Below are 25688 nucleotides of genomic sequence, written 5' to 3'. Positions count from 1 at the left end.
AAACTACATGTGTAGATTAGCGACGTCTACCAGAGACTCCAAGATCCACGAGACACGGCCTACTGCAGGAACGCCCCGAGGGGCGACAGCAGCAGCCGACCGAGCAGCGCGGCGTTGTCGTCCAGCCGCGTCCGCTCACATTCGCGGGCCTCCGGGTCGTGCCGGCAGCGCCAGATCTTCTGCGCGTTGCGCCAGGCCACGTTCCGGGTGTACGCCACCAGTTCGCCCTGGTACCAGTCGTCGATGTCGCCGTTCACCATGTCGATCATGAGCTGCCAGTTGTCCAGGTAGCCGCGGCGCAGCTCCGGGATCCGCTCGGCGAAGATCTTGTTGATCTCGAGGTAGTCGTGGTGCTGGTCGCTGCCGTCGATCGGCTCGGACTCCAAGCTGTCGAACGTGGTCACCAGCGCGAACGGCAGGTCGTAGTTGATGTGCGCGTTGACGCCCGCGGCGGCCGACGGCAGCGGCCGGGCGTCCGGGCCACGCATCCGCCGCAGCAGGCAGGACCACGCCTTCGGGGTGCTGGGGCTGGAGTCGGTCCAGAACCGCAGCGCCTCGAAGTAGCGGGCCGCGAACTCCACGTCCAGCCGCGCCAGGAAGGCGGGGTCGCGGAACCGGTCGTCGTACAGGCCGTCGAGCACCGTGCTGGTGATCACCAGGTAGAGCTTGTTGAAGTCGGCGAGCGGGCAGCTCTCCAGAAGCGGCGGCAGCCGGACCAGCAGATCCTGCAACTTGGTCAGATGGTCCACGACCGCGGGCACGTCGGCGGGATGATCGGCGAGCAGGCCGACGATGTCCTGGTGCACAGGATCCCAGACCGGTTGGGTCATCTCTCCTCCACAACGGCCGGCGCCCCCACGACGCCACCACCCCTGTTCCGCCGGAGAGCCTGCCAGCCACCGTCCACAGGGGGATCCGTCGAACGACGTATTGCCGACGTACGCCTATTCCGCGCCGTTGCGCAGGAAGATGGCGCTGGCCTGCACCCGCGTGCGTACCTGGAGCTTGTCGAAGATGTGCGAGACGTGAACGCCGATGGTCCGCTCGCTGATGAACAGCCGCTGGCCGATCTCCCGATTGGTCAGCCCCTCGGCCACCGCGGCGAGCACCTCCCGCTCCCGCGCGGTGAGCGTCGCCAGCTCGTCCACCGCCGTCCCGGCGGGCGCCGCCACCCGCTGCCGGGGCACCGGCGCCGGGGCAGGCGCGGCGTCCACCGTCACCCGGGCCCGCGAGGCGATGGTACGGATCTCCGCGGTCAGCGGCACCGCGCCGAGCGACTGGGCCACCGCGTACGCCTCACGCAGCAGGTCGCCGGCGGTGGCCAGGCGGCTGCGGCCGGCCAGCAGCGCCTCGGCCTGCCGCAACCGGGAGTACGCGGCCGGATAGGGGTGGTTGCGCCGGTCCCACTCGGCGGCGGAGCGCTCCCACAGCGCGGGGTCACCGCGCCCGTCGTCGAGCCGGCTCAGCTCGGCGTGGCAGAGCGCCAGGAACCCCTCGGCGACGTACCGCACCGGGGCGCCCGCGTTGGCGCTCTTGCCGGTCACCCGGTCGACCGCGGCGCGTAGCCGGCGTACCGCGTTCGGGTCCACAGCGATCGTGCGGCCGGCCGCCGCCTCGGCCTCCGCGCGCAGCCCGTGCCAGGCCAGCGTGGCCAGCACGATCACGTCGTCGGACCGGCTCTCGGTCAGGCCCCGCTGCACGGCCTGCCGGGCCAGGTCGTGCCGGCCCTGCCACATGGCCAGTCCGGCACGCAGGATGAGCATCGGCAGCACGTGCCGGGCCCCGCCACCGGCCAGCACCGTGGCGACCGCCTCCAGGTCGCGGTCGGACGCCTCGACGTCGCCGTACCCGACGGAGAGCCGGCACCGGGCCAGCAGCAGCTCGACCGCGTCCGCCCCGGACGGGCGGTGCCGCAGCGCGGCGGCGACCACCTTCTCCGCCTCCGCCCACTGCCCCACCCGGAACAGCCCGTTCGTCGCCACCGCCAGCAGCCGGGTCTCCCAGGTGCGGCCGAGCCCCAGCTCGGCGACTCGGTCGGCGCCCCGGCGGGCCACCACCACCCCCTCCTCGAGGATGTTCAACGGCCCGGTGAGCAGCTCGGCCAGGTGCAGGTACGCGCAGGCCACGTCCTCCGGCCGGCCGGAGGACTCGGCGGTCTCCAGCGCCTGGCGCATCACCGCCAGCCCGGCCGCCGGATCCTCCAGGAACGCCTCGCTGAACCCCAGCGCGGCACTGGCCATCACCACCTCGGAGGCGGTGCCGGGCACGTCGGCGGCGAGCGCCAGCGCCTCCCGGGCCTGGTCGCCGGCCTCGGCGTAGCGGCCCAGGTGCAGCAGCAGCTCGGCCAGCCGGGCGGCGGCGGCGCACCGCTCCTGCGACGTGCAGTCGGGCGAGGTCAGCACCAGCCGATACTCCTGCTCGGCGGGGGCCGAGCGGCCGGCCGCGGCCAGGTAACGGGCCCGGCGGATGCGCAGCGCGCAGACCGGTGGCCCGGACGGGTCGTCGGCCAGCTCCTCCAGCAGCGTCAGGGCGCGGGCGTGCTCCCCGCTGTGGTGCGCGGCCTCGGCGGTGTGGCTCAGCAGCTCGGCCCGGTCCACGGCGACCGGCTCCGGCAGCACCCCGTCGGGCGTGACCGCCGCCGGCTCGGTGGCCAGGGTCAGCGCGGCCGACCAGTGGCGGTGCGCCTCGGCGTACCCGTGCAGTCGTTCCGCCTCGCGGGCCGCGGCCATCGCGGCGGGCAGCGCCCGGGCCGGCTCGCCGGCGTGCCGCCAGTGGTGCGCCAGCCGGGCCTGGTGCAGCTCGGCCGGCACGGCCGTGAGGGCTTCGGCGTAGCGGCGGTGCAGCGCGGCCCGCTCGGCGGGTAGCAGCTCGTGGGCCAGGACCTCGGCGACCAGCCGGTGCCGCAGCCGGTAGCCGTCGTCGGCGCCGACCAGCAGCCGGTGCGCGACCGCCTCCCGGACCGCGTCGAGCAGCTCCTCCTCGGGCAGCCGCACCACCTGGGCCAGCAGCCAGTGCCCGACCGGCTCGACGCCGACCGCCACCGCGTGCACCACCGCGTGCGCAGACTGGGGCAGCGCGTCGACCCGGTCGAGGAAGACCTCGCGCAGCGTGTCGGAGAGGCCGTCGCGGCCGTCGCGCCGGTCGCGGGCCAGCTCCTCCACCACGAACGGATTGCCGCCGCTGCGCTGCCAGAGCTGGTCGGCGGCCTCCGGCGGCAGCGGTTCGCCGACCACCGCGGCGGCCAGCTCGTCGGTGGCGGACCGGTCCAGCGGCAGCAGGTCGATCACCCGCACCGACCGCAGCCGGCGCAGCTCGGTGAGCACCCGGCGCAGCGGATGCGCGCCGCGCAGCGACTCGGCCCGGATCGCGGCCAGCACCGACAGCTGGAGGTCGCCCAGCCCGGCCAGCAGGTAGAGGATGAGCTGCCGGGTGCTGCGGTCGACCCACTGCAGATCGTCGAGGACGAGCACCAGCGGCCGTCCGCCGGCCACCAGGTGCAGGCCCTGGGCGACGCGTTCCAGGAGCGCCCCGGCGCCGTCCGGGCCGGGGGTCTCCTCGTCGAAGACCTGCAACACCGCGCGGATCGCCGCTGTGGTGCGCGCCTCGGCCTGCTCGGCGTCGAGCCGGCGCAGCGCCTGCCGTACCGGGTGCAGCGGCGAGGCGTCTCCGATGTCGAGGCAGGCGCCGCTGAGCACCACCGCCCCGGTCTGCCGGAGCTGCTCAGCGACCTCGGTCAGCAGGCGGGTCTTGCCCACCCCGCTCTCGCCGGTGAGGAACACCGCGCCGGTCTGCCCGGGCCCCAGGTCGTCGTGCAGCGCCGACCGCAGCGTCGCCATGGTCCCGGTACGGCCGACGAGCGGTGCGGTGTCCAGGTCGCCGGCCATGGGACGCAGCCTAGTCACCGCTTCCGCGCCGTTCTACGGCCTTGGGGCCGGACTGGTACCTCTCGCGTCGACTACACGACTAATGGTTGCGGGTGCCCGACATACGTCGTCCTACAGATCCCCCGAGAACCCGGTGGTGGAAGTCTGCGGAGGTCGTCAGGTACCGGAATCGGGAAAGGGTGGTGCGATGTCGATCACCATGCCCGCGTGGAGTCGGGAAGCCGTCATGGCGGCATGCCGGCCGGTGCCCGAGGAACGACGTGTCGTGACCGTCCTCTTCGTCGACATCGTGGGCTCGACCCGGCTGGTCGAGCGGCTCGACCCGGAGGACGTCCGGGCGTTGCAGCGCGCCTACTTCGGCACCGTGGCCTCGGTGCTGCGCCGCTGGCGGGGCGTGGTGGAGAAGTACGTCGGCGACGCGGTGATGGCGTTGTTCGGCGCGTCCGATTCGGACGGTCTCGACGCGTACCGGGCGGTGCGGGCCGGACTGGACATCCAGGCCGCGCTGGCGCGCCGGCGTCCGGCCGGCGTCCGGCTGCGCGTGCGGGTCGGCGTGGCGACCGGCGAGGTGCTGCTGGACCTGGCCGAGGTCCGCGACGGCGGCCACGGTGCGGCGAGCGGCGCGGTGATCACCACGGCGGCCCGCCTGCAGGAGCACGCGCCGCCCGGCGGGGTCGTGCTCTGCCCGGTCACCCGGAGCGCCGTGGCCGGCCTGGTCGAGCAGCGTCCACTCGCCACGCTGACGCTCGCCGGCAAGGCGCTTCCGCTGGACGTGTGGCGGGTGACCGGGCCGGCCGGGAGCAGGACGCCCCGGCACCGCGACCCGCTGGTGGGCCGCCGCCGCGAGCTGGCGAGCGCTGTCGAGGAGGTGGCCCGGGCACTGCGCGAGCGGCGTCCCCGGTGGATCTCCCTGGTCGGACCGCCGGGCAGCGGCCGCAGCCGGCTGCTGCACGAGGTGACCCGTGCCGTGTCGAGCGTGGACGGAGTGCCGGTGCTCCGGCGGGTGACGTCCTGCCCGCCGTACCCGTGCGGGGAACTGGCGCCCCTGGCCGACCTGGTCCGTCCCCGGCCGGACGACGCGGTCGCGGAGCCGGGCGGCCTTCTCGCCGCGTTCCTGGCCGCGCCGGACGACGACACGGTGGCGGCCCGCGCCGTCGTGGCCTGCCGCGAGACGCTGCTCGGCCTGGCCGCCGACGCGCCGATGCTGGTCGCGCTGGACGACCTGGACCGGGCCGCGCCGGCGCTGCGCCGGTTCCTGCACCAGCTCTACGTGGCGGCGGGTGAGCGCGGACTGCCGCTGGCGGTGGTCACCACCAGCGGCGTCGGGGCGGCCGACCCGCTGCCCGCCCCGACGCGGCGGATCCCGCTGGAGCCGCTGGGGCCGGTGGACACCGGGCGGCTGCTGCGGCACCTGCTCGACCGGGCCGGCCGGCCGGCCGCGCTCGCCGCGCGGCTGGTTCCGCTGGTCGGCGGCAATCCGGCGGTCGCGTCCGCGTACGCGGGCGCGGACCCGGCCGGCGAGCCCGGTGGCGTGCCGGCCGCCGCGCGCCGCCTGGTGGACGCCCGGCTGGACCGGCTCGACGGTACGCACCGAGCGGTGCTGCTGGCCGGGATCGCCCGCGGTGGCCCGGTCGGGGCCGCGGTGGTGGAGGCGATGCTCGGCTGGCCCGCCGGCCGGGCCGAGCCGGTGCTGCGGGCGCTGGCCGCGGCCGGACTGGTCCACCCGGTCGCGGTGGGCGGCTGGGCGGTCGACGGGCTGGTGGCGCGGGTGGCCGCGCTGCGGCTGTCCCGGGCGGTACGGGCGGACTTCGCCCGCCGCCTGCGCGACACGGAGGACTCCGCTGCCGGCCGCGTGCCGGGAGCGGGAACCGGCGTCCCGTCCAGGGGCGCCGACGAGCGGGCCGTCTGCCCGCTCGGGGCGGGACGGTCGCGCCGGTCGGGTGGAGGGGCCCGACCGGCGCCCGTCCCGCCGAACCGGCTGGACCGGGCCGACGCGCTCCGTCCGGCACCCGGGCGGGCCGGCTCCGGACGCCCGGACCGGGACGGTCCGCTTCGGGCGGTGCCCGCGCAGCCGGTGCGCGCCGGACCCACGACAGGGATCCTCCCGCGTGCCGCGGGGCGGACCGGGTGGCGGAACGTCCCGCGATCCGACGTCACGCCCGGGCGATGGCCCGGCCCGTCACCGGCGGTCACGGCGTGGCCGGAGCAGCGGACCGGACCGCCCGGACGGTCGGGCGGGAACCGGCGAAGGACCGAGCCCGGCGGGCGCCCGCTCGGGCTGGCCGCATGAGCGTGACGTCCGGGTCGGAGCGGGCACGGGGCCACTCCGGCCTGGACGTCACCGCGCGGCCGGTCGGTCCGGGTCAGTCGCGGGCGATGGTGCGGCTGCGTCCCCGGAACTCGGCCACCACCTCGTCGCCGCGCCGTACCGTCACGTCGTAGATGCCGCTGCGGCCGTGCCGGACCCGTTCGGTGGCGTACGCCTCCAGCAGGTCGCCCTCGCGCACCGGGCGCAGGAAGCTGATCTCGCCACCGGCCGCCACTGTCGCCGGGCCGTGGCTGTTGCAGGCCAGCGCGAACGCGGTGTCGGCGAGCAGGAACACGAAGCCGCCGTGCCCGATCGCGTGCCCGTTGAGCATCGCCGCGGTGACCCGCATCCGGGCCACCGCCGCGCCGTCGCCGGCAGACACGAGTTCGATGCCGAGCCCCTTGGACGCCACGTCGGCGTCGAACATGTCGTGCGCCGCGGTACGGCCGGCCATCTCAGGCCTCCCGCCGCTGGTCGACGATGCGGCGCATCTTGCCCATCGAGCGTTCCACCCCGTCCGGTTCGATCACCCGTACCGCCACCGACACCCCGATCGTGTTCTTGACCTGCTCGACCAGCATGGCGCCGGCCCGCTCGGCCTCGTCGGCGGCGGCGCCCGCGCGCCGCTCCACGTGGACGGTGAGCGTGTCGAGCCGCCCTCGCCGGTCGAGCACGCACTGGAAGTGCGGCGACAGCGCCGGGGTACGCAGGATCAGCTCCTCGATCTGGGTCGGGAAGACGTTCACCCCCCGGACGATCATCATGTCGTCGGTCCGGCGCCCGGTGGTGCCGGAGGAGGCGTGCAGCCGGGCGATCCGCTCGCGCGGGACCGCGAACATGCCGTACGGGTAGTTCTCCCGCAGCTCCGCCTTCGCGGTGAACGGGAAGCGGGCCAGGCCGGCCAGGTCGCGCAGCTCGTCCGGGTGCGCGCCGAGGGCGTCGAACGCGCGCCGGTAGTGCGGCACGTTGTCGTACGCGTGGCGCAGCGAGTGCCGCAGCCGGTCCAGTTGCAACGCGCGCAGCTCGTCGACGCCGATCCGCTCGACGGGATCCAGCTCCTCCAGACGAGGGGTGCTTTCCTGCACGGTGACCTCCTGGCACAGGGTCGCCCGACACCGCCGCCCCGGGCGCTGCGCCCACCGTACGCCCGCCGCCCCCGCCCCGCCCTCTCCCCCGCGATCGTGCACCTGCCGCCCCTCGGGTGTCCCCTTCGCGCACTGTGTCGGGGCGGAAACCGCAAGATCGCGGAGAGCCCGGGCGGGAGGACGGGGGGGGGATTATGCTCGCGGGCGGCGGTGGGAGGTGGCGTGTCGGATCCCCGCGTCGACCCGGACGTCGACCTGCGCGTACCGGCGGACCGCGCGGAACTGTCCGCGCACCCGGCGGTGGTCCTCGGCGTGATCGCCGCCGGTGGCGTGCTCGGCGCGCTGGCCCGGGCCGGCGCCCAGGCCGCCGTGCCGCACTCGCCCGGCGGCTTCCCGTGGGCCACGTTCGCCGTCAACGTCACCGGCTGCCTGCTCATCGGCGTGCTGATGGCGGTGCTCGCCGCCCGCCCGGCCCATCCGCTGACCCGGCCGTTCCTCGGCGTCGGTGCGCTCGGCGGGTTCACCACGTTCTCCGCGTACGCGGTCGACGCGCAGCGCCTGCTGACCGACGGCGCGGCCGGTACGGCGGGCGCCTACCTGGCCGTGACGGTGCTCGGCGCGCTGGCGGCGGTCGCGACCGGGGACACGGTGACCGCCCGGCTGCTGGCCACGCGGACCGGTGCGCGCCGATGACCGTCCTGCTGATCGCGGTCGGCGCGGCGATCGGCGCCCCGCTGCGCTATCTCACCGACCGGGCGGTGCAGGCCCGGCACGGCTCGCCGTTCCCGTGGGGCACGCTGACCGTGAACGTGGCCGGGTCGCTGCTGCTCGGCGGCCTGCTCGCGGCGCCCGTCGACCCGGGCGTGACAGCGCTCGTCGGCACCGGCTTCTGCGGGGCGCTGACCACCTGGTCCACGCTCAGCTACGAGACGCTGCGCCTGGCCCGCACGGGGAAGCGCCGTCTCGCGTACGCGAATGTGGCGCTCAGTGTGGCCGCCGGGCTCGGTGCGGCGTTCCTCGGCTACGCGGTGGTCACCGCGCTGACCGGCTGACCGCCCGGCGAGCCGGTCGGACCGTCAGCGGGCCCGGCGTTCCGGGTGCGCCCGGTTCCACGCCCGCATCCGCTCCGGATAGCCGGTACGGGCCGCCTCGTACAGCGGCAGCGCGTGCTTCTGGGCGATCTTGGCGGCGACCCGGGGGGAGCCGGTACGGCGGCGGATCCACTCGCCGTCGTGCGCGATGGCGACCACTGTCGTGTCGGTGGCTGTGGTCTCCGGTTCCAGGTAGAACTCGACCCCGCTGCGGCTGGTGACGAACGCCTCCAACTGCGCGAGGTCCTCCTTGTTCGCCTCGCGGTCGAGTTTCGTGGGCGTCGTCGGGTCGGCGGCCCGGCGGCTGAACCAGCCCATGCCCGCCTCCTCTCCTCGGCGTTCGCTCCAGTGCAGCACGCCCGCCTGGCAGGCGGCTGGGAGCGCGGTGGGAGTCGGCTGGGCCGGCTCAGCCCGCCTTCACGCCCGGCGTGCCGACTCCCGGCGTGCCGGCCGCCGCGTCCGGCGCGGCGGGACGCTCCCGCAGCACCGGCACCAGCGCGAGCGTGGGCAGCAGGAGCAGCGGCACCACGCCGAGCGCGGACAGCACGCCGAAGTGGTCGCCGAGGAAGCCGAGCAGCGGCGGGCCGGCCAGGAAGGCGGTGTAGCCGATCACCGCGACCACGCTCACCCGGGCCGGGGCCTTGTCCTCGTCGTCGGCGACGGCGCTCATCCCGACCGGGAAGCCGAGCGACGCGCCGAGGCCCCACAGCGCCACGCCGACCACGGCGAGGGGGCCGTTCCCGGCCAGCACGGCGAGCGCCGCGCCGGCGGACGCCATCGCGATGGTGGTGAACAGCACCGGCACCCGTCCCCACCTGTCGATGGCGACGGTGCCGACGGTGCGGCCGAGCGTCATGCCCACCACGAACACGCCGAACACCGCGGCGCCGACCGCCTCGTCGACCCCGTAGCCGTCGACGAAGGCCACCGCGAGCCAGTCGTTGGCGCTGCCCTCGGTGAACGCCATGACCAGCACGAGCAGCCCGATCAGCAGGGTGCGGGGCTCGCGCCAGGCGGCCAGCAGCGCCTGCCGCCGGGCCGCGGGCTCCCCGGCCCCGGCCGCCTCGGCCGTGGCCGCGAGGAAGGCCCGGGCGCCGAGCAGCGTGCCACCCAGGATCAGCACGGACAGGACCGGCAGGTGCACCCCGACGGGTACGCCGAAGTGCGCGGCGCCGGCGCCGAGCCCGGCCCCGGCCACCGAGCCGAGGCTCCACGCGGCGTGGAACCGGGGCAGGATGGTGTAGCCGAGGCGCTTCTCCACGGCGGCGCCCTCGACGTTCATGGCCACGTCGCACAGGCCGGAGCCGAAACCGAACGCGGCGAGCCCGAACCCGACGCCGACGACCGATCCGGCCAGGCTGGCGGCGAGACCGGCCCCGGTCAGGCCGAGCGCGACGAGCACCACCGAGACGGCCACCGTGCGCGCCGGCCCGAGTCGCTGGGTGACCAGGCCGGCGGTCGGCATGGCCAGCAGCGAGCCCGCCGACGCGCAGAGCAGCAGCAGGCCGAGCCGGCCCGGGTTGAGGTCGAGCGCGTCCTGGGCCGCCGGGACCCGGGAGAACCAGCTCGCCACCGCCAGCCCGTTGAGGGCGAAGACGACGGCGACGCCGTTGCGGGCGGTGAGCACCGCCCGGGGCGCCGGTGGCCGCTTCCCGGCCGGTGCGTCGATGGTGCTGCTCACGGTGCGGTGGTCCCTTCCCCCGTCTGGTCCCGACGACGATCGCACACCTGAGAGCGCTTCCACCACAAGCGCCGTTATGGCTTAGCCCATCCGCGCCGGAGCAGGCATGATGCGGACATGGCTACCTCGACCGCACGCCCCGCCACGCTCGAAGACGTGGCCCGCGACGCCGGGGTGTCCCGCGCCACCGCCTCCCGGGTGCTCGGTGGCTACGGGTTCGCCTCGGCGGACGCCCGCGCCCGGGTGCTGGCCGCCGCCGAGCGCCTCGGCTACGTGCCGGACCTCGCGGCCCGGGCGCTGGTGCGCGGCGTCGGGGTACGCCTCGTGGTGGCGGTGGTCGGCCGCGACGACACGGTCCTGGACGACCCGTACGTGCACCGGGTGGTGAGCGCGGCGTCGCGGGTGTGCGCGCCGCACGGTATCGGCGTGGCGCTGGAGTGGCTGCCGCTGGCCGACCCGTCCGGGCTGGCCCGGCTCGGCGCGGACCGGGGGGTCTGCGGGGTGATCCTGGTCAACACCGTCCAGGCGGCGCTGGACGCGGTACCGCCGAGGCTTCGCGGCCGGATCGTCTCGATCGGTCAGGGCTCGGCGACGGTGCCGTCGTTCGACGTCGACAACGCCGGTGGCGCGGGCGAGGTGCTGCGTCACCTGTACGCCACCGGCCGCCGCCGCATCGTCATGGTCACCGGGCCGCGCTGGCTGAGCTGCGCCGAGCGCTCGGTCACCACGTACCGGGAGCTGATGCGGGAGTCGGGGTCGCCGGAGCGGCTGGTCACCGGCGACTTCACCGCGGCACGGGGCGGCCGGGCCGCGCTGGAGGCGCTGCGCCGCTGGCCGGACGCCGACGCGGTGTACGCGGCCAGCGACGCCACCGCCTTCGGCGTGATCGCCGCGCTGCGCGGGCGCGGTGTGCGGGTGCCGCACGACGTGGCGGTGGCCGGGTTCGACGACCTGCCGTACGCGGCGGTCAGCAGCCCGCGGCTGACCACGGCCACCCACCCGGTCGACCGGATCGCCGCCTCGGCGGCCACTGCCGTGCTGACCCGCTCGCCGGTCGCCCCGAGCACCGCGTTCCCGTCGACGCTCGTCACCCGCGACAGCGCCTGAGCAGCGGTCGGTGCCCGGCCAGCCGGGTGGCGATCATCCAGGCGACCGTCGCCGCCAGCGTGTCCTGGAGCACCGGCCGGTGGCCGGACACGCGGTGGTTCACGCCGCGGTGGACGCGTACGGGCCGGTCGGCCCTGGCCGACGCCGCCCGCCCGCCCGTCAATGGATACGGGAGCCCGAATGGATACGGGGAGAAGGAGGGGTTCCGGTGGGCGGAGTCATGACGTGGATGTACCGGGGCCGCCGGCCGAACCGGCTGGCCCGGATGATGAACGCGCTGTCGGCATGGCAGTACGGCGCCGGCCTCGCGCCGCGGCACTGGGTGACCCTGGAGGTGCCGGGACGCCGCACCGGCCGGACCATATCGGTGCCGATAGTGGTCGCCGATCACGACGGCGAGCGGTACGTCGTGTCGATGCTGGGCGAGCGGGCCAACTGGGTGGCGAACGTGCGCGCCGCGGACGGGCGGGCGGTGCTGCGCCGTCGCCGCCGCGAGTCGGTCCGGCTGGTCGACGTGCCGGTGGCGCAGCGGCCGCCGATCCTGCGCCGACACCTCGCGCTCGCTCCCGGCGCGCGCCCGCACGCGCCGGTGGACCGGCACGCCCCGCTCGCCGACTTCACCCGGGTCGCCGCCGGCATCCCGGTCTTCCGGATCGTTCGGGAGGAGCCCTCGGCGCGGTGACCATCCGACCGCCGCCCGGGCCGTCACCGGGAACCCCGGCGGATCGGCGCCTCGACAATCCTTCAGAATATCGATCGCTCGCGTTTTCGAGGTCGTCCGAATGGGAGAGGTGGCCGGTAAGATCGGCGACAGAACCGCGACCGATCACGGACTGCCCGACGGTCGGCGTCAGCTCACACTGAGCGCATGAATACGAGACTCCGCCGCAGCCGGGCATTCCGCCTCGCGGCGTGTCTCGCCCTCGTGGCGACATTGAGCGGTTACACGCAGCTCAACCTCGGGCTGACCGTGAACGACGACGACACGGTGTCCGGCCAGCTGCTGCTCACCGCGCCGAAGTCGGTGCTCCAGCAGCGCAACCCGGACCTCGCGCTGGCCTTCGCGGAATTGCGACCGAAATTTCCCTCACTTCCGCCCGGAGCGGAGACCCCGTACGAGAGCGACACCTCGTACGGCATTCAGATCACGTACCGGAAAACGCCACTGGCGCAGTTCACGGGCGAAGACGTGAATTTCACGCGGGATGGCGATCTGTATCGTTTCTCGCTGCCCCTGGACCCGAAGAAGTACGGCGGGAAGATCGGACGACAGGATCCGCGTCTACGACCGGCGTTCACGACCTTGATGGCGTTCGAGATCTCGGTGACGTTCCCCGGCCGGGTGCTCGACACCAACGGCACCGTCACCGGGCGTTCGGTCACCTGGAAGGTGGCCGCCAACCAGCCCAAGCCGGCCGAGTTGCGCGCCGTCGCCCAGGCGTCGCCACCCTCCGCCACCAGCCCGGCCACCGTGGTGACCGGCGACGGTTCCCTCCCCTGGCTGCCGCTAGCCGTCGCGGTGGCCGTCCTGGTGCTGGTCGCCGCCGTGGTGCTCGTGCTGCTGCGGCGACGGCGGCGCACCCGCGGCGTCCCCGATCCGGCGGCCGCCCCCACCGCGACGGCAGCCACCGGCCCGGCCCCGGCGGGCACCGGCACCCCACCCGCACCCGCACCACCCGCCGGTCCGCCGGCCTGAGCCCGGCCGGACCCCCCGACCACCGACGGCGCCCGCGCCGGCGGAAAACGAGCACACCGGGCGGAACCTGGGTCCAGCACCCGGATGCCGCCGCACCATCCCACCCCGACCGCACCACCGCACCACGGAAAGAGGGGGATCGCCGTGAACGATCTCTTCACCTGGGCCGCCCTGGGCAGCCTCACCGGCGCCAGCGCCGCCACCCTGCTCGCCAGCAACGTCATCGGCGGGCTGATCGGCCCGAGCGGCGACAAGGCGCGCAAGTGGATCGCGCTGGGCTTCGCACTCCTGCTGTCCTACCTGACCGCCGCGTTCGCCACCGACGCCGGCCCGGAAAAGTGGATCATCGCGTTCTTCAACGGTCTGGTGATCTTCTCGGCCGCGCTCGGCGTCAACCAGCTCCCCCCTGGCAACCGGCAGGCGACGCAGGCGTCGCCGACCCAGCTCGCCCAGGGCCGCGAGCCCCGCTACGTCCGCTCCTGGGTCTGAGAGAGGTGACCCCATGATCTTCGGCATCCTCAGCGCCGCCGTCCAGGTCGTCTTCGGCGCCCTGCTCGGGCAACTCGCCGCCGGCACCGTCGGCCTGCTGGTCGGCGCGGTCGTCGGACTGCTCGTCGGCGCACCGTTCGGCTGGGCGTCCGCCTCCACCGGCACGTACGGCGCCGGTCCGAAGGGGATCTTCCTCTTCGTGGTCGACCACACCTGGAGCCTGCTCAACACGTTCGCCGGGGCGCTCTACCTGGCGCTGCACCTGGTCTTCGGCCACCAGCTCGACCGGATCGTCTCGGCCGGCAGCGGCCGGGTCAACGTCGTCGAGGGCGTCTCCCCCCGGTACGCCACCACCATCGGCACGGTGTGCGCCGGGTCCAGCCCCGGCATCCAGCGGCACGAGGACGTGCACGTCTTCCAGGCCCGGCTCCTCGGCCCGTTCTACCTGCCGCTGGTGGCGCTCAACTACGTGCTGTTCACCGTCGTCCCGGTGTGGCTGCTCTGGCACGACCACACGAACGCCCCGATCAACCGGTTCACCCGCTACTTCGAGATCGGCGTCTACCCGCACGTGTGGAACGAGGCCATCGCGTACCGCATCCAGGGGACGCCACCGCGATGACCGGCGCGATCGAGGCGGCTGTCGCGGACGTCGCGGAGTGGCTGGCCGGGGCGGCGGGTCAACCCGTACCCGTCGGTCCGCCACGCGACGACCCCGGCGGCGGCCTCACCCTCTGGCCGCTGGAGCTGCGGCCGGCCCGGCAGACCGCGACCGGCGGCGCGACCCGCGAGCCGTACCGGTTCGTGGTCCGCCTGCTGGTCTCCGGCGGCGGGCCGGCGGCGCTGGCCGCGCTGGACCGGGTTCTCGCCGCCGCCACCACGGCGGGCACGCCGGAGCTCGTGCTGGCCGCCGGCGATCCGGCGCTGTGGCGGGCGCTCGGCGTCGCGCCCCGGCCCGCGCTGCTGCTGGACGCGCCGGCCCGGGTGGAGCGGCCGGTCCCGGTCGCACCGCCGGTACGGCAGCCGCTGCGGCTGCGGCAGCTCGGCATGCGCACGCTGCACGGGCGGGTGGTCGGGCCAGGGGACCAGCCGCTCGCCGCCGTCCGGGTGGAGCTGGTGGGCGCCGCCCAGGCCACCGAGACCGACGTCGCCGGCCGGTTCCGGCTGGCCGGCGTGCCGCAGGACCCCGACGCGCCGGACGCCCCGGTGCGGCTCCGGCTCACCGGCGCGGGACGCGTCCACACCGCCGAGCTCGACCCGGCCGGCGACGGCCTGATCGTCGTCCGCGCCCCCGACTGACGTCCGAGGAGGACCGATGCCCACCTACTTCTCCCCCGGCATCTACGTCGAGGAGGTGCCCAGCGGGGCCCGCCCGATCGGACCGGTCGGCATGAGCACCGCCGCGTTCGTCGGGGTCGCGCCCGACCCCGGCGCCCACGTCGGCGAGGCGCTGGCGGTCAACAGCTGGACCGAGTTCCTGCGGCTGTACGCCGACGGCGAGCATCTGGGGAGCACCCCGCTGGCCCGCGCCGTGTTCGGCTTCCTGGACAACGGCGGCACCCGCTGCTGGGTGGTGAACGTCGGCGAGGGCGGGCAGCTTACCGGCACCGGCGGGCGGCGCGGCGGCCTGCAACTGCTGGAGGCCATCGACGAGATCTCCATCCTGGCCGCGCCCGGCTACCACGACCCGGTCTCGCACGAGGCCCTGATCAGCATGGCCGAGCGGCTGCGCACCATGGTGGCGATCTGCGACCCGCCGCCGGAGGTCACCGACGTCTCCCGGCTCACCCGCGTCGCCACGCCCGGCAAGCCGGCCAAGCCCGCGTCGTCCGGGTCGGCCTCGTCGGCCGACAAACCCGCCGAGGGTACGCCGGGCGACGCCGACGACGAACCGCCCGGCACCGGCGGCGACCGTCCCCGGCAGTCGGATTACGCCACTTACTACTTCCCGTGGATCCGCGTCCGCGACCCGCTCAGCGGCGAACTGGTGCTCACCCCGCCGAGCGGGCACGTCGCCGGCATCTGGGCCCGCACCGACGCGCTACGCGGCGTGCACAAGGCGCCCGCGAACGAGCCGGTACGCGGCGCCGTCGACCTCGCGTACCGGGTCACCCGGCCGGAGCACGACGTGCTCAACCCCAAGGGCGTCAACGTGATCCGCTTCTTCGCCGGAGAGGGCATCCGGCTCTGGGGCGCCCGCACGCTCGCCGCCGAGGCGAGCGAGTGGCGCTACCTGAACGTGCGGCGGCTGTCCATCTCCATCGAGCGGGCCATCGCCGACGGCACCCGGTGGATGGTGTTCGAGCCGAACGACTTCACGCTGTGGCGCTCGATCCGCCGCGACATCGGGGCGTTCCTGACCCGGGTGTGGCGTGACGGCGCGCTGCTCGGCCGTACGCCCGAGGAGGCGTTCTTCGTCAAGTGCGACGAGGAGACCAACCCGGCCGACGTCCGCGACGCCGGCATGGTGGTGGCCCACATCGGCATCGCGGTGGTCAAGCCCGCGGAGTTCGTGGTGTTCAAGCTGAGCCAGTGGGCCGGCGGCACCGAGACCGAGACGATCGGAGGCTGACATGCCCACCACTGCCACGCCGCAGCCGGGCGCACCGGTCGACCCGTACCGGGCGTACCACTTCAAGCTGCTCATCAACGGCATCACCAACGGGCACTTCACCGAGGTCAGCGGCTTCGAGGTGGCGATACCGGCGCTGTCGTACCGGGAGGCGGGCAACGAGCGGATCCGGGCCGTGCCCGGCCAGGTCGAGTACGCCCCGGTCACCCTCCACTTCGGCCTGACCAGCTCGCGCGAGCTGTGGGACTGGGTGAACGCGGCGGCGAAGGGCACTGTCAACCGGCGCAACGTGTCGGTGGTGCTGCTGGACCCGGCCGGCACCGCCGAGGTGCTGCGCTGGAACATGATCAACGCGTGGCCGACCCGGTGGCGGGGCGCGCACCTGAACACCCTGTCGCAGGAGATCGCCATCGAGGCGCTGACGCTGGCGTACGAGGGCCTGGAACTGGAGGCCGGCGGTGCCGCCGCCCCGGCGTCCGCGTGACCGGCTGGCCCGTGCCCTGCGGGCTGCCGCCGATCGCCTGTCCGCACCGGACTCACCAGGCTTGCCGGGCTTGCCGGGCTCGCCGGGCTCGCCGAACTCGCCGCACTGGCCGGGGAACGGGCCGCGCTCGCCGGAGGACGCGCCTCGCCCGCCCGGCCAACCGCCCGAGCACTGGCTGCGGTTGGTGGCGGCACACGCGCCCGGCCTGCTGCGCGGCCTTCCCCCACTCCCCACCGATCAGCCGCCCGCCGCCCCGGATCGACGTCGGGGCGGCCTGTGGCGGTCCTGGAAGGCTCGGTTGCTCACCCGACGTGCCGCCTCCCGCCCCAACTCCCCAGGTCGCCCGTCCGCCGACCACGATCTTTCGCAGCTCCTGGAAGGCGGGACGGGGATCTCGGAAGGTGGGAGTGCCGGGGCGGCGGGAGATGGCGCACGTGGGGCGGCAGTGTCTCGGACCGGGGCGGGGTACGCGGGGATCGGCCCGGGGAGGGAGACGGGTGGGACGCCGACCTCCACGCCGACTGTGGACGGCCGCTCGGGCACGGCCGCGCGGCCGGGTGACGCGCAGGCGCTCGCGGGCACTCCCGCGTGCCGGTGCGGGACGTCAAGCGGTCCGGCCGGCGAACCGGATCCGGCGATAACGGCGAGCGTCGCGAGGACAGCGGGGCCACGGAGCACCCCCGGCAGCACCGGCAGCACCGGCAGCGCCCTGCCGCACGGCACCACGGGCACCGTCGTTGCCGCGGAGGGCACAAGCACCAGCGGCAGCCGGGGCCGCACCTGGGCCACAGCATCCACGGTGCCGGGCCCCGTCGGCGTCAGCAGCACCGATGCCTTCGACGCCATCAGGTCCACAGGCACCGGCACGGCAGGGCCCGCAGGCCCGACCGACAGTCGTGGCAGGACCGGACCGCAGGGCCGCCTGACATCCCCCGGACCACAGGGCGGCGTGACGTCCACCGGATCGGGCCGGCCGTCACCGCCCGAGCGGGGGCCCGAATCCGGCGAGGACCGGGTGGGCGTACTCCGGGATCTGGCGCCTCCCGGCCGTGAACGGCACCTGGCCGTGGCCACCGGGGTGGACCGGCGGCTCAGCCCGGGAGACGTGCTCCCGCTCGTCTTCGCGGCCGCGTCACCGGCCACGCGGCCGGCACCGGCCACACGCGCCGGCGGCCACGGAACCGGTCAGGACCGGACCGGCGGCCACTACCCGGGGCGGGCGGCCGGCTCGCCGTACCCGAACGGGCACGACCCGGCGCGCGACGGCGAGTTCCGGGCGCGACTGTGGCAGCGACCCGGGCGGGCCAGCCCGTGGCCGGCCCTGCCGGACGACACCGGCCCGGCCCGGACGACGGACCCGGTGGCGGCCGGCGCGGGCCAGAACGACCGCGGAACACATGCGGACCCGTGGCCGGCGCTCCCGGCCGAACCGGCATGGCTTCCCGAGCGGGCCACGCCGTGGCGTGACACGGCGCGGCTGGACCGGGAACAGGCGGGTGACTGATGGAGCGCGTCGCCTTCCTCGTGGACGAGTCCGGCACCCGGGTCGACTGCCTGCTCAACCCCGAGACCGTGCGGGTGACCCGGCTGGCCGGGGTACGCCCGCGCGGCGGGCCCGACGGGGCGCTCACCGGCGCCGGGCTGGCCGACGACCCGCTGGTCTTCACCGGCGGCGGGCGTACCGAACTGGTGCTGGACCTGCTCTTCGACGTGGACTTCGTGGAGTCCCCGGCCCGGCCCGAAGACGTGCGCGCGCTGACCCGGCCGCTGTGGTTGCTGGCCGAGAACTCCACTGTCGAACACGGCTGGCTGCGCCCGCCGCTGGTCCGCCTGGTCTGGGGCAAGACCTGGAACGTCCCGGGCGTGATCACCGCGATCGCGGAACGCTTCGACGCGTTCACGCTCACCGGTACGCCCCGGCGGTCGTGGCTGCGGCTGAAGCTGGTCCGGGTCGCGGAGGGCGCGGAGGCGGCGCGCGCCGGGTTCGAGGAGGAACTGGCCGCGGCGAGCACACCCGCTGTCGCGCCCGGGTCGGCGGTGGTCGCCGCCGCCGACGGGGCGGCCGAGCCGGGCTGGTCCGGGGTGCGTTTCGACCTGCTCGCCCACGACGCGCTGGGTTCGCCGCTGCGCTGGCGGCTGCTCGCCGAGCACAACCGGATCACCGACCCGCTCACGGTGCCGGCCGGCACCGCACTCGCGGTACCCCCGGCCGGCGCCGTCATCGTCCCGCCCGACGCCGCCACGACGGGAGGCACACCGTGAGCCGGGCCGCCCTCGTGACCATCGACGGCCGGCCGCTGGCCGACCCGTCCCGGCTGCGCGGCATCCGCGTCGCCGCGCGGCTGGACCGGCCGGCGCAGTGCGAGCTGACGCTCACCGCCGCCCCCGGCGCGGGCCCGTTCGACCCGCCGGTACGCCCCGGCGCCACCGTCGGCGTGCGCCTCGACGGGCAGGCGGAGGCGCTGTTCACCGGCGAGGTCACAGCGGTCGAGCGGGAGTACGCCGGTGACGGCGCCGCGCTGGCCCGGATCCGGGCGTACGACCCGCTGCACCGGCTGCGCAAGCGGCAGGAGCTGCGCGTGTTCGAGTCGGTGACCGCCACCGAGCTGGCCGCCGAGCTGTGCGCCGGGCTCGGGTTGAGCGTGGCGGCCGAGGACGACGGGCCGCGCCTGGACCGGCTGCTCCAGCACCGGCACACCGACCTTGACCTGCTGTGCGAGGTGGCCGGCCGGGCCGGGCTGCACCTGAGCGTGGACGGCGACCGGGTACGGCTGTTCACGCTGGACGGGTACGGGGAGCCGCTGTCGCTGACGCTCGGCGAGACCGTGCACGCGCTGCGGGTCACCGAGAACCTGGACCGGGCGGGCGCGGAGTGCGCCGTACTGGGCTGGCATCCGCAACGCGCCGAGCCGCTGGGCCAGCGGGCCGACGAGGCGCGCAGCGGCCGGCGTATCCCGCTGCGCCCGGACCCCTGCGACGTCGGCGCGGACGGCGTCCGCACGGCCGTCGACCAGCCCGGCCGCAGCGACGACGAGCTGGCCGCGCTGGCCCAGGCCGGACTGGACGCCCGGGTGGCGGCGCTGGTCACCGCCGAGGGCACGGCCGAGGGCGACCCGGCGTTGCGGCCCGGGCGGCGGATCACCCTCGCCGGTGTGCCGGAGCCGGTCGCCGGGGTGTACGTGCTCACCGAAGTGGTGCACACGGTGGACGCGGACGGGCACCTGAGCCGGTTCTCCACCGTGCCACCCGGCCCGCCACCGACGGCCGCGCCACCGGCGGCGACCGTCACGCTCGGCACCGTCACCGACGTCGACGACCCGGACGGGCTGGGCCGGGCCCGGGTGGCGCTCCCCGCGTACGGCGACCTCGACGCCGGCTGGCTCGCGGTGCTCTGCCCGGGCGCGGGCCGGGGCAAGGGGATCGTCGCGCTTCCCGACCCGGACGACACCGTGCTGGTGGCGCTGCCCGGCGGCGAGCCGGCCTCGGGCGTGGTGCTCGGTTCGCTGTTCGGCGCGGTCGAGCCGTACGACACCGGGATCGTGTCCGGGCGCTCGCGCCGCTGGTCGATGCGGACCGGCACCGGGCAGTCGATCGTGATCGACGACGACGGGCGGACGCTGCGGCTGGCCACCGACGCGGGCAGCTTCGTCGAGCTGCGCCCCGAGCTGACCACCGTGCACGCGGCCGGTGACCTGGTGCTCTCCGCGCCCGGCCGGGCCGTCGTGGTGCGCGGCCGGACCGTGGACTTCCTGCACGCCCCGGCGGCCGAGGACGCCGAGACCGCTGCCGCGCAGGCCCGTACCCTCGCCCGTTCCGCCGGAGGTGGCTGATGCGCTGGATCCACCGCGACTCGCTGATCACCTGCGGGCACGACGGGCGGGTGCGCAACCACCCGTCCCAGGACTGGGTCACCGTCCGGGGTGTGCCGGTGCTGGTGCGGCCCGACCCGGAGGGGCGCGACATCACCGCCTGCCCCAACTACGGCCCGACGGTCAAGCCGTGCCTGCACACGCTGACCGTCACTGTGGGTTACAGCACGTGGGTGCGGGTGGACCGGCAGCCGGTGGTGCTGTCGCACCTGGACGGGCTCACCGACGGCACCCCGCCGGGCACCGTGCACCACCAGGTCCGCGACGTGCGGCAGGGATTCCTGGGGGCGGACGCGTGAGGGCGTTCCGCTTCGTCGGCGCCGGCTTCGACGCCGGCCGCGCCGGTGGTCTCGCGCTCACCGCCGCCGGCGGGCTCGCCATGACCGACGGCGACGAGACGGTACGCCAGGCGCTGTACCTGCTGCTGTCCACCACGCCCGGGGAACGGCTGATGCGTCCCGGGTACGGGTCGCGGCTGCACCGGCTGATCTTCGCGCCGAACGACGACACCACCGCCGGGCTGGCGATCCACTACGTGCGGCAGGCGATCCGGCGCTGGGAACCCCGGGTGGAGGTGCTGGACGTGGACGCCGGTCCCGACCCGGACGACCCGTGGCGGCTGGTGATCCGGCTGGACTACCGGATCCGGGCCAGCCTCTCCCCCGGCCACCTGGTGTTCTCCGTCGACCTGCTGCCCGCCGACGAGGAGACCGCAGACGAGGAGGGCACGCCATGACGCTGCCGGTGCCGCACCTGGACGACCGCGCCTTCCTCGACCTGGTCACCGAGGCGCGGGAACGCATCGCCCGGTCCTGCCCGGACTGGACCGACCTGTCCGCGCACGATCCGGGCATGGCGCTGCTGGAGGCGTTCGCCTACCTGACCGAGGTGATGATCTACCGGCTGAACCAGTTGCCGGAGAAGGCGTACGTCGCGTTCCTGAACCTGCTCGGCGTCACCCGGCACCCACCTGCGGCGGCCTGGGCGGACGTGCGCCTGACCCGCACCGGCCCGGACCACGGCCCGGTGCGGGTGCCGGCCGGCACCCGCGTCGCCGCGGCCCGCGGCGCCGACAGCCGGCCGGTCGTCTTCGTGACCACCGAACCGGCGGTGCTACCCGCCGGGGAGACCACCACGACGGTACGGGTGCACCACTGCGAGCCGGTCGAGGCGGAGCTGCTGGGCACCGGCACCGGGCAGCCCGGTCAGGTGTTCCGGGCCGCCCACGCGCCGCTGACGCGGACCACCGAGGCGCTCGACCTGCTGCTCGGGGTGGAGGTGCCGGCCGGTTCGGTCGAGTTGGGCGCGGCGGCCCGCGAGCACGAGGGGCGCACGTACGAGATCTGGCGGCCGGTGGACAGCTTCGCCGGCGTCGGCGCGCAGGCGAAGGTCTACCTGGTGGACCGGGCCTCCGGGGTGGTCACGTTCGCCCCGGCGCTGGACCTGCGCCCGGACGAGGGCGCCCCGGCCGTCGAGGGGTCGGCCGGGGTGACCACGGTGGCGGCGGCGCCGCCGGCCGGGCGGCAGGTGCGGCTGTGGTACCGCTGCGGCGGCGGGCCGGCCGGCAACGTGGCGGCGGGCGTGCTGACCAGCCTGCGCGACCCGCTGCCCGGGGTGACCGTGGACAACCCGGAGCCCGCCACCGGCGGCCGGGAACTGGAGTCGCTGGAGTCGGTGCTGGCGCGCGGGCCGTACGAGTTCTTCGCCCAGCAACGCGCGGTGACCGCCCGGGACTTCGAGATCCTGGCCACCGGCTCCGGGGCGGTGGCGCGGGCGCGGGCGTTCACCCGGGCCGCCGTCTACAGCTTCGCCCGGCCCGGCGAGGTCGAGGTGGTGCTGGTGCCGTACGTGCCGGAGGCGGCCCGTCCCGGCGGGCGGCTGCCGGTGGCGGTGCTGCGTGAGCACGCGGTGGAGGAGGCCCGGCGGCGGGTCGAGGCGGACCTGGAACGCCGCCGCGCCCTCGGTACGGCGGTTCGGGCGGGCTGGGCCCGCTACAAGGCGGTGTCCATCCAGGCCCGGGTGGTGGTCCGTCGCGAGGAGGACGTGGACGCCGTGCGCCGTCGCATCCACGACCGGCTGCACCAGACGCTCAGCCCGCTGCCCACGCCGCTGAACCCGGCCGGGTGGGCGTTCGGGGAGCCGCTGCGCGCCTCGAACGTGTACCGGATGCTGGAGCACGCCGAGCCGGGCGTGCGCTACGTCGAGTCGGTGCGGTTCGTGGTCGACGAGGCGCCCGACGCGCAGGTGCGGACCGTGGCGGTGGACCAGTACCAGGCCGACACCTGGTACGCGGGCGGCGGGCCGGTGCTGTTCCGCTCCACGAACGCCGGTGCGGGCTGGGAGCCGGCCGGCCGGTTCGACGGCGAGACCGTGGTCCGGGTGGTTCCCGCGCCCGCCCCGGTACGCCCCGGCGTCGTCCCCCGGGCCGGTTCGGTGGCGGTGGTGACCACCCGCGACGCCGGCGGCTCCCGGGTCCGGCTGAGCACCGACCTGGGCGAGACGTGGACGCTGCTGACCGACCTCGACTCCGGCGTCCGCGACCTGGCCTGGATCGACCGGGACGGCACCGGCGCGTTGCTGCTGGCCACCGACACCGGGCTGTACGAGGTGCCGCTGCTACCGGGCGCGGTGCCGTTGCAGATCCTCGTCGACCCGGCCGACGCGGATCGGGGCTTCTACGCGGTGCGCTCGTTCGTCTCGGAACGCGGCGCACCCGGCGTGGCGGTGGCCGCGCAGGCCGGATTCGGGGTGTACCTGTCCACCGCTGCGGGACGGCCCGGCACGTTCGCCCACGTCGGCCTCGCCAACGTGGACAACCGGGTCCTCGCCGTGCAGTACGACGGCCCGGCCACGTTGCTGTGGTGCGGCGCGGGCGAGCCGGACCCGAAGAAGCCCGGCCAGGGCTGCCACCGCACCCGGCTGTTCGAGTCCGACGTGAAGTGGCAGTCGATGGCGTCCGGCTGGATCGGCGGCACCTGCCGGGACCTGGCGTTCAGCGGCCCGCTCGCGCTCGCCGCGACGCAGAGCGGCGGCGTGGTCCGGCTGGACACGCTCGCCGGGCAGCCGCAGTGGTCGCCGGTGATGGTCAACTGCGGCCTGCCGCTGCGGGACCGGACCCGGTTCGTCCCGGTCGACGCCATCGCCGCCACCGCGCCCACCGGCACGTCCGGCACTGGCCGGCTCGTGCTGGCCGGCGGCGAGCGCGGCGTGTTCCGCAGCGGCGACGGCGCGGACTGGACGGCGAGCGCCAACCAGGCCACCGCCGATGTGGTCACCGTCCCCGGCACCTGGCTGCTCTGCTCCGGCGAGCACGACATCGAGGTGGTGCGGCAGGATGCGCCGAGCGGCGATTGAGCGGCTGCTGCCCGCCGCGTACCAGCGGGCCGCCGGGCCGGGCAGCGTGCTGGGCGCGCTGCTGGACGTGATGGAGGCGCTGCACGCGCCGGACGAGGCGGTGCTCGCCGACGTCGACGCGCTGTTCGGGCCGTACCGGACGCCGGACGGGTTCGTCGCGTACCTGACCCGCTGGGTGGCGATGGACCACGTGGTCGCCGCGCCCCGCGCCGACGCTCCGCTGCCGTTGCCGGTGGGCCGGCTGCGGGACCTGGTCGCGCACGGCGCGCTGCTGGCCCGCTGGCGCGGCACCCCGTACGGCATGCGGACCGCGCTGGAGCTGGCCACCGGCGTGACCGGGTTCGTGCTGGACGAGCCGCCCGAGCGGCCGTTCCACCTGGTGGTGCGGGTGCCACCGGCCGCCGCCGACCGGCTCGCGCTGGTCACCCGCATCGTCGAGGCGGAGAAACCGGCGGCGGTCACCGTCGAGGTCGTCGCCACCCCGGCCGACACGCGCCTCGACCCGGCGCCGGACGGAACCGGCCCGGCGGCCGCAGGACCGCCCGAACCCGTCCCGCCCGACCCCACGCCGGACGCCGCCGAGCCCGCCGCCGGGGTGGCGACGGTGCGCGCGGTCGGCCGGGCACACGTCCCCGCACCCCTGCCCCACGAGTCGCCCGAGGAGCCGTCATGACCACCGAATGGACAGTCGTCGCCGCCGCCGAACAGTTCACACTGGACGCCCGCAACGCCGGTGAGCTGACGTTCACCGTGTCGAACCCGGGCACCGCGCCGGACACCGTCGTCTTCGACGTCGCGCCCGGGGAGGGCAGCCAGCGGGCCTGGTTCACGGTGGCCGAGCCGCAGCGGGTGGTGCCCGGGCAGGGCTCGGTGTCGTTCCTGGTCCGGCTCACCGTGCCGCCGGGCACGCCGCCCCGGCGCTACGACATGACCGGGTTCGCGTACTCGGCGAACACCGCACCGGAGGAGAGTTCCCGATCCAGCGGCCGGGTCACGTACGACGTGCGGGCCGTCGTACCCCCGAAGCGCGCGCCGTGGCCGTGGATCGCGGCCGCCGCGGCGCTGGTGCTGGTCGTGGCCGGGGTGGTGGCCTGGTTGGTGACCCGCGGACCGGACACCCCGGTGCCCCCGCAGGCCGGTGCGGTCGCGGTGGAGGCGGAGACGCTCGTCTCCGGCGCGGCGGTGCAGTCCACCGGCGCCGTGAAGGCGGAGGTGGTGGCGCAGGAGAACTGCTGCGACGTGGAGTGGTCCGGCGGCGCGCAGCTGTTCTTCCTGGGCCGGGCGGTCGGTGACCGGGTGACGGTGCGGGTGGACGTGCCGTCCGACGGCACGTGGCGGTTCTCCACGGTGCGCACCATTTCGTTCGACTACGCGAACACGATCTGGCTGATCGACGGCCGGCAGGTCGGCGACACGTTCTTCGGGTTCAGCCCGACCGTGGTCCGCACCGACGAGGTGGACGTGGGCACCGTGGCGCTGACCCGCGGGCCGCACACGCTGATGCTGGTGGCGGTGAGCAAGACGCAGGGCACCGACAGGTACTTCGCCGGGGTGGACGAGATCCGCTTCACGCCCGTCGTCCGGCCATGAGCACCAAGCAGAAGGTGCTGCTGGTGGCGGTGGCCGTGCTGCTGGTGGCGCTGTACGTGGTGGCGGTGGCCGGGCGCCGCGACGACCCGGGTGACCCGGCGGGCGGGCCGGGGGCGCTGGCCCGGCTGGGACGCGGGACCGGGACGGTGGACCCGGCGACGGTGGCGGTGACGTGCCTGCCGCCGGCCGCCGATCCGGCCACCACCGCCGACGGGGTGACGCTCGCCTTCGGCACGGCGTGCCGGCTGCGGGTGGCCGACCCGGGAGCGCTGCGCACGCTGGTGCTGCGCGGTACGACACCGTTCGAGGTGACCGCCCCCGCACCCGGCGACGCGGACGTCACAGTCACCGACGAGGTCGCCCCCGACGCGGACGGCCCGGCGGTGGCGAAGGTGGCCGTGGACCGGGAGACCGAGGTGCTCCTGCGGTGTCCGGGAGGTGGCGGATGTTCGGTCACGCTGGCCCGGTCCTGACCGGG

Annotated in this window: 26 protein-coding genes; 20 read left to right on the top strand and 6 right to left on the bottom strand. The window is 75.5% G+C overall.

The window, feature by feature from the left end:
* Positions 1-59: 59 nt before the first annotated feature.
* Both ACFYO8_RS02330 and ACFYO8_RS02325 read right to left on the bottom strand, forming a co-directional pair.
* Positions 60-830, bottom strand: a complete 771-nt coding sequence (locus ACFYO8_RS02330) for a DUF5995 family protein (protein WP_354863723.1) — start codon at positions 828-830, stop codon at positions 60-62.
* 114 nt (positions 831-944) lie between these two features.
* Positions 945-3884: a helix-turn-helix transcriptional regulator gene (locus ACFYO8_RS02325; RefSeq protein ID WP_387256680.1), complete on the bottom strand. Its 2940-nt coding sequence runs from the start codon at positions 3882-3884 to the stop codon at positions 945-947.
* Positions 3885-4071: 187 nt separating this feature from the next.
* Between ACFYO8_RS02325 and ACFYO8_RS02320 the strand changes: the two genes are divergently transcribed.
* The gene (locus tag ACFYO8_RS02320) at positions 4072-6174 is read left to right on the top strand and encodes an AAA family ATPase (RefSeq protein WP_387256678.1); all 2103 of its coding nucleotides are present in this window, start codon (positions 4072-4074) and stop codon (positions 6172-6174) included.
* 73 nt (positions 6175-6247) lie between these two features.
* Here the strand turns inward: ACFYO8_RS02320 and paaI are convergent, their stop codons facing one another.
* Positions 6248-6646: a hydroxyphenylacetyl-CoA thioesterase PaaI gene (gene paaI, locus ACFYO8_RS02315; RefSeq protein ID WP_354863729.1), complete on the bottom strand. Its 399-nt coding sequence runs from the start codon at positions 6644-6646 to the stop codon at positions 6248-6250.
* A gap of 1 nt (position 6647) precedes the next feature.
* A complete protein-coding gene (locus ACFYO8_RS02310; protein WP_387256676.1) occupies positions 6648-7277 on the bottom strand; it encodes a hypothetical protein in 630 nt (209 codons plus the stop codon).
* Positions 7278-7487: 210 nt separating this feature from the next.
* Here ACFYO8_RS02310 and ACFYO8_RS02305 point away from each other — a divergent pair, with 210 nt between their 5' ends.
* Positions 7488-7970 (top strand): CrcB family protein, encoded by a 483-nt coding sequence (locus tag ACFYO8_RS02305; protein WP_387188538.1) that lies wholly within the window; start codon positions 7488-7490, stop codon positions 7968-7970.
* The gene (locus ACFYO8_RS02300; protein ID WP_387188540.1) at positions 7967-8329 is read left to right on the top strand and encodes a fluoride efflux transporter FluC; all 363 of its coding nucleotides are present in this window, start codon (positions 7967-7969) and stop codon (positions 8327-8329) included. The genes ACFYO8_RS02305 and ACFYO8_RS02300 overlap by 4 nt, the downstream gene beginning before the upstream one ends.
* Positions 8330-8353: 24 nt before the next feature.
* Here the strand turns inward: ACFYO8_RS02300 and ACFYO8_RS02295 are convergent, their stop codons facing one another.
* Together ACFYO8_RS02295 and ACFYO8_RS02290 are read right to left on the bottom strand one after the other, a co-directional pair.
* Positions 8354-8686 carry a hypothetical protein gene (locus ACFYO8_RS02295; protein ID WP_354863737.1) on the bottom strand — a complete coding sequence of 111 codons (333 nt, stop codon included), beginning with the start codon at positions 8684-8686 and terminating at the stop codon, positions 8354-8356.
* An 88-nt stretch (positions 8687-8774) separates the two neighbouring features.
* Complete coding sequence (locus ACFYO8_RS02290) at positions 8775-10049, bottom strand: MFS transporter (protein ID WP_355047354.1); 1275 nt, start codon at positions 10047-10049, stop codon at positions 8775-8777.
* A gap of 117 nt (positions 10050-10166) precedes the next feature.
* On the opposite strand from ACFYO8_RS02290, the gene ACFYO8_RS02285 reads away from it, so the two are divergent.
* The 17 genes from ACFYO8_RS02285 to ACFYO8_RS02205 all read left to right on the top strand — a co-directional run bounded on the left by ACFYO8_RS02285 (position 10167) and on the right by ACFYO8_RS02205 (position 25683).
* Positions 10167-11156: a LacI family DNA-binding transcriptional regulator gene (locus ACFYO8_RS02285; RefSeq protein ID WP_387256673.1), complete on the top strand. Its 990-nt coding sequence runs from the start codon at positions 10167-10169 to the stop codon at positions 11154-11156.
* Positions 11157-11364: 208 nt separating this feature from the next.
* Positions 11365-11838 (top strand): nitroreductase/quinone reductase family protein, encoded by a 474-nt coding sequence (locus ACFYO8_RS02280; RefSeq protein ID WP_354863743.1) that lies wholly within the window; start codon positions 11365-11367, stop codon positions 11836-11838.
* Positions 11839-12024: 186 nt separating this feature from the next.
* Positions 12025-12852, top strand: coding sequence for an LppM family (lipo)protein (locus ACFYO8_RS02275; RefSeq protein ID WP_354863745.1), 828 nt, complete (start codon positions 12025-12027; stop codon positions 12850-12852).
* 144 nt (positions 12853-12996) lie between these two features.
* Positions 12997-13341, top strand: coding sequence for a hypothetical protein (locus tag ACFYO8_RS02270; RefSeq protein WP_355047356.1), 345 nt, complete (start codon positions 12997-12999; stop codon positions 13339-13341).
* Positions 13342-13354: 13 nt separating this feature from the next.
* Positions 13355-13963 carry a glycine zipper family protein gene (locus ACFYO8_RS02265; RefSeq protein ID WP_354863751.1) on the top strand — a complete coding sequence of 203 codons (609 nt, stop codon included), beginning with the start codon at positions 13355-13357 and terminating at the stop codon, positions 13961-13963.
* The gene (locus ACFYO8_RS02260) at positions 13960-14640 is read left to right on the top strand and encodes a carboxypeptidase-like regulatory domain-containing protein (protein WP_354863753.1); all 681 of its coding nucleotides are present in this window, start codon (positions 13960-13962) and stop codon (positions 14638-14640) included. The genes ACFYO8_RS02265 and ACFYO8_RS02260 overlap by 4 nt, the downstream gene beginning before the upstream one ends.
* A gap of 16 nt (positions 14641-14656) precedes the next feature.
* Positions 14657-15913 (top strand): phage tail sheath subtilisin-like domain-containing protein, encoded by a 1257-nt coding sequence (locus ACFYO8_RS02255; RefSeq protein WP_354863755.1) that lies wholly within the window; start codon positions 14657-14659, stop codon positions 15911-15913.
* A gap of 1 nt (position 15914) precedes the next feature.
* Positions 15915-16397: a phage tail protein gene (locus ACFYO8_RS02250; protein WP_260028717.1), complete on the top strand. Its 483-nt coding sequence runs from the start codon at positions 15915-15917 to the stop codon at positions 16395-16397.
* A gap of 1015 nt (positions 16398-17412) precedes the next feature.
* Complete coding sequence (locus ACFYO8_RS02245; protein WP_354863757.1) at positions 17413-17901, top strand: hypothetical protein; 489 nt, start codon at positions 17413-17415, stop codon at positions 17899-17901.
* Complete coding sequence (locus ACFYO8_RS02240; protein WP_354863759.1) at positions 17901-18659, top strand: hypothetical protein; 759 nt, start codon at positions 17901-17903, stop codon at positions 18657-18659. The genes ACFYO8_RS02245 and ACFYO8_RS02240 overlap by 1 nt, the downstream gene beginning before the upstream one ends.
* Positions 18656-20227, top strand: coding sequence for a phage baseplate assembly protein V (locus ACFYO8_RS02235; RefSeq protein ID WP_354863761.1), 1572 nt, complete (start codon positions 18656-18658; stop codon positions 20225-20227). The genes ACFYO8_RS02240 and ACFYO8_RS02235 overlap by 4 nt, the downstream gene beginning before the upstream one ends.
* Positions 20227-20565, top strand: coding sequence for a hypothetical protein (locus ACFYO8_RS02230; protein WP_354863763.1), 339 nt, complete (start codon positions 20227-20229; stop codon positions 20563-20565). The genes ACFYO8_RS02235 and ACFYO8_RS02230 overlap by 1 nt, the downstream gene beginning before the upstream one ends.
* Positions 20562-21002, top strand: coding sequence for a GPW/gp25 family protein (locus tag ACFYO8_RS02225; RefSeq protein ID WP_354863765.1), 441 nt, complete (start codon positions 20562-20564; stop codon positions 21000-21002). The genes ACFYO8_RS02230 and ACFYO8_RS02225 overlap by 4 nt, the downstream gene beginning before the upstream one ends.
* The gene (locus tag ACFYO8_RS02220) at positions 20999-23620 is read left to right on the top strand and encodes a putative baseplate assembly protein (protein WP_354863767.1); all 2622 of its coding nucleotides are present in this window, start codon (positions 20999-21001) and stop codon (positions 23618-23620) included. The genes ACFYO8_RS02225 and ACFYO8_RS02220 overlap by 4 nt, the downstream gene beginning before the upstream one ends.
* Positions 23601-24293, top strand: a complete 693-nt coding sequence (locus tag ACFYO8_RS02215; protein WP_387256670.1) for a phage tail protein — start codon at positions 23601-23603, stop codon at positions 24291-24293. Before ACFYO8_RS02220 ends, ACFYO8_RS02215 begins: the two co-directional genes overlap by 20 nt.
* The gene (locus ACFYO8_RS02210; protein ID WP_387256668.1) at positions 24290-25210 is read left to right on the top strand and encodes a hypothetical protein; all 921 of its coding nucleotides are present in this window, start codon (positions 24290-24292) and stop codon (positions 25208-25210) included. Before ACFYO8_RS02215 ends, ACFYO8_RS02210 begins: the two co-directional genes overlap by 4 nt.
* Complete coding sequence (locus ACFYO8_RS02205) at positions 25207-25683, top strand: hypothetical protein (protein ID WP_354863773.1); 477 nt, start codon at positions 25207-25209, stop codon at positions 25681-25683. Before ACFYO8_RS02210 ends, ACFYO8_RS02205 begins: the two co-directional genes overlap by 4 nt.
* Positions 25684-25688 lie beyond the last annotated feature (5 nt).

This window comes from Micromonospora sp. NPDC005257 (genome assembly GCF_042872445.1).
Lineage (GTDB): Bacteria > Actinomycetota > Actinomycetes > Mycobacteriales > Micromonosporaceae > Micromonospora.
The sequence above is the reverse complement of the archived record's forward strand: the minus strand, read 5'-3'. Positions and strand labels throughout refer to the sequence as shown.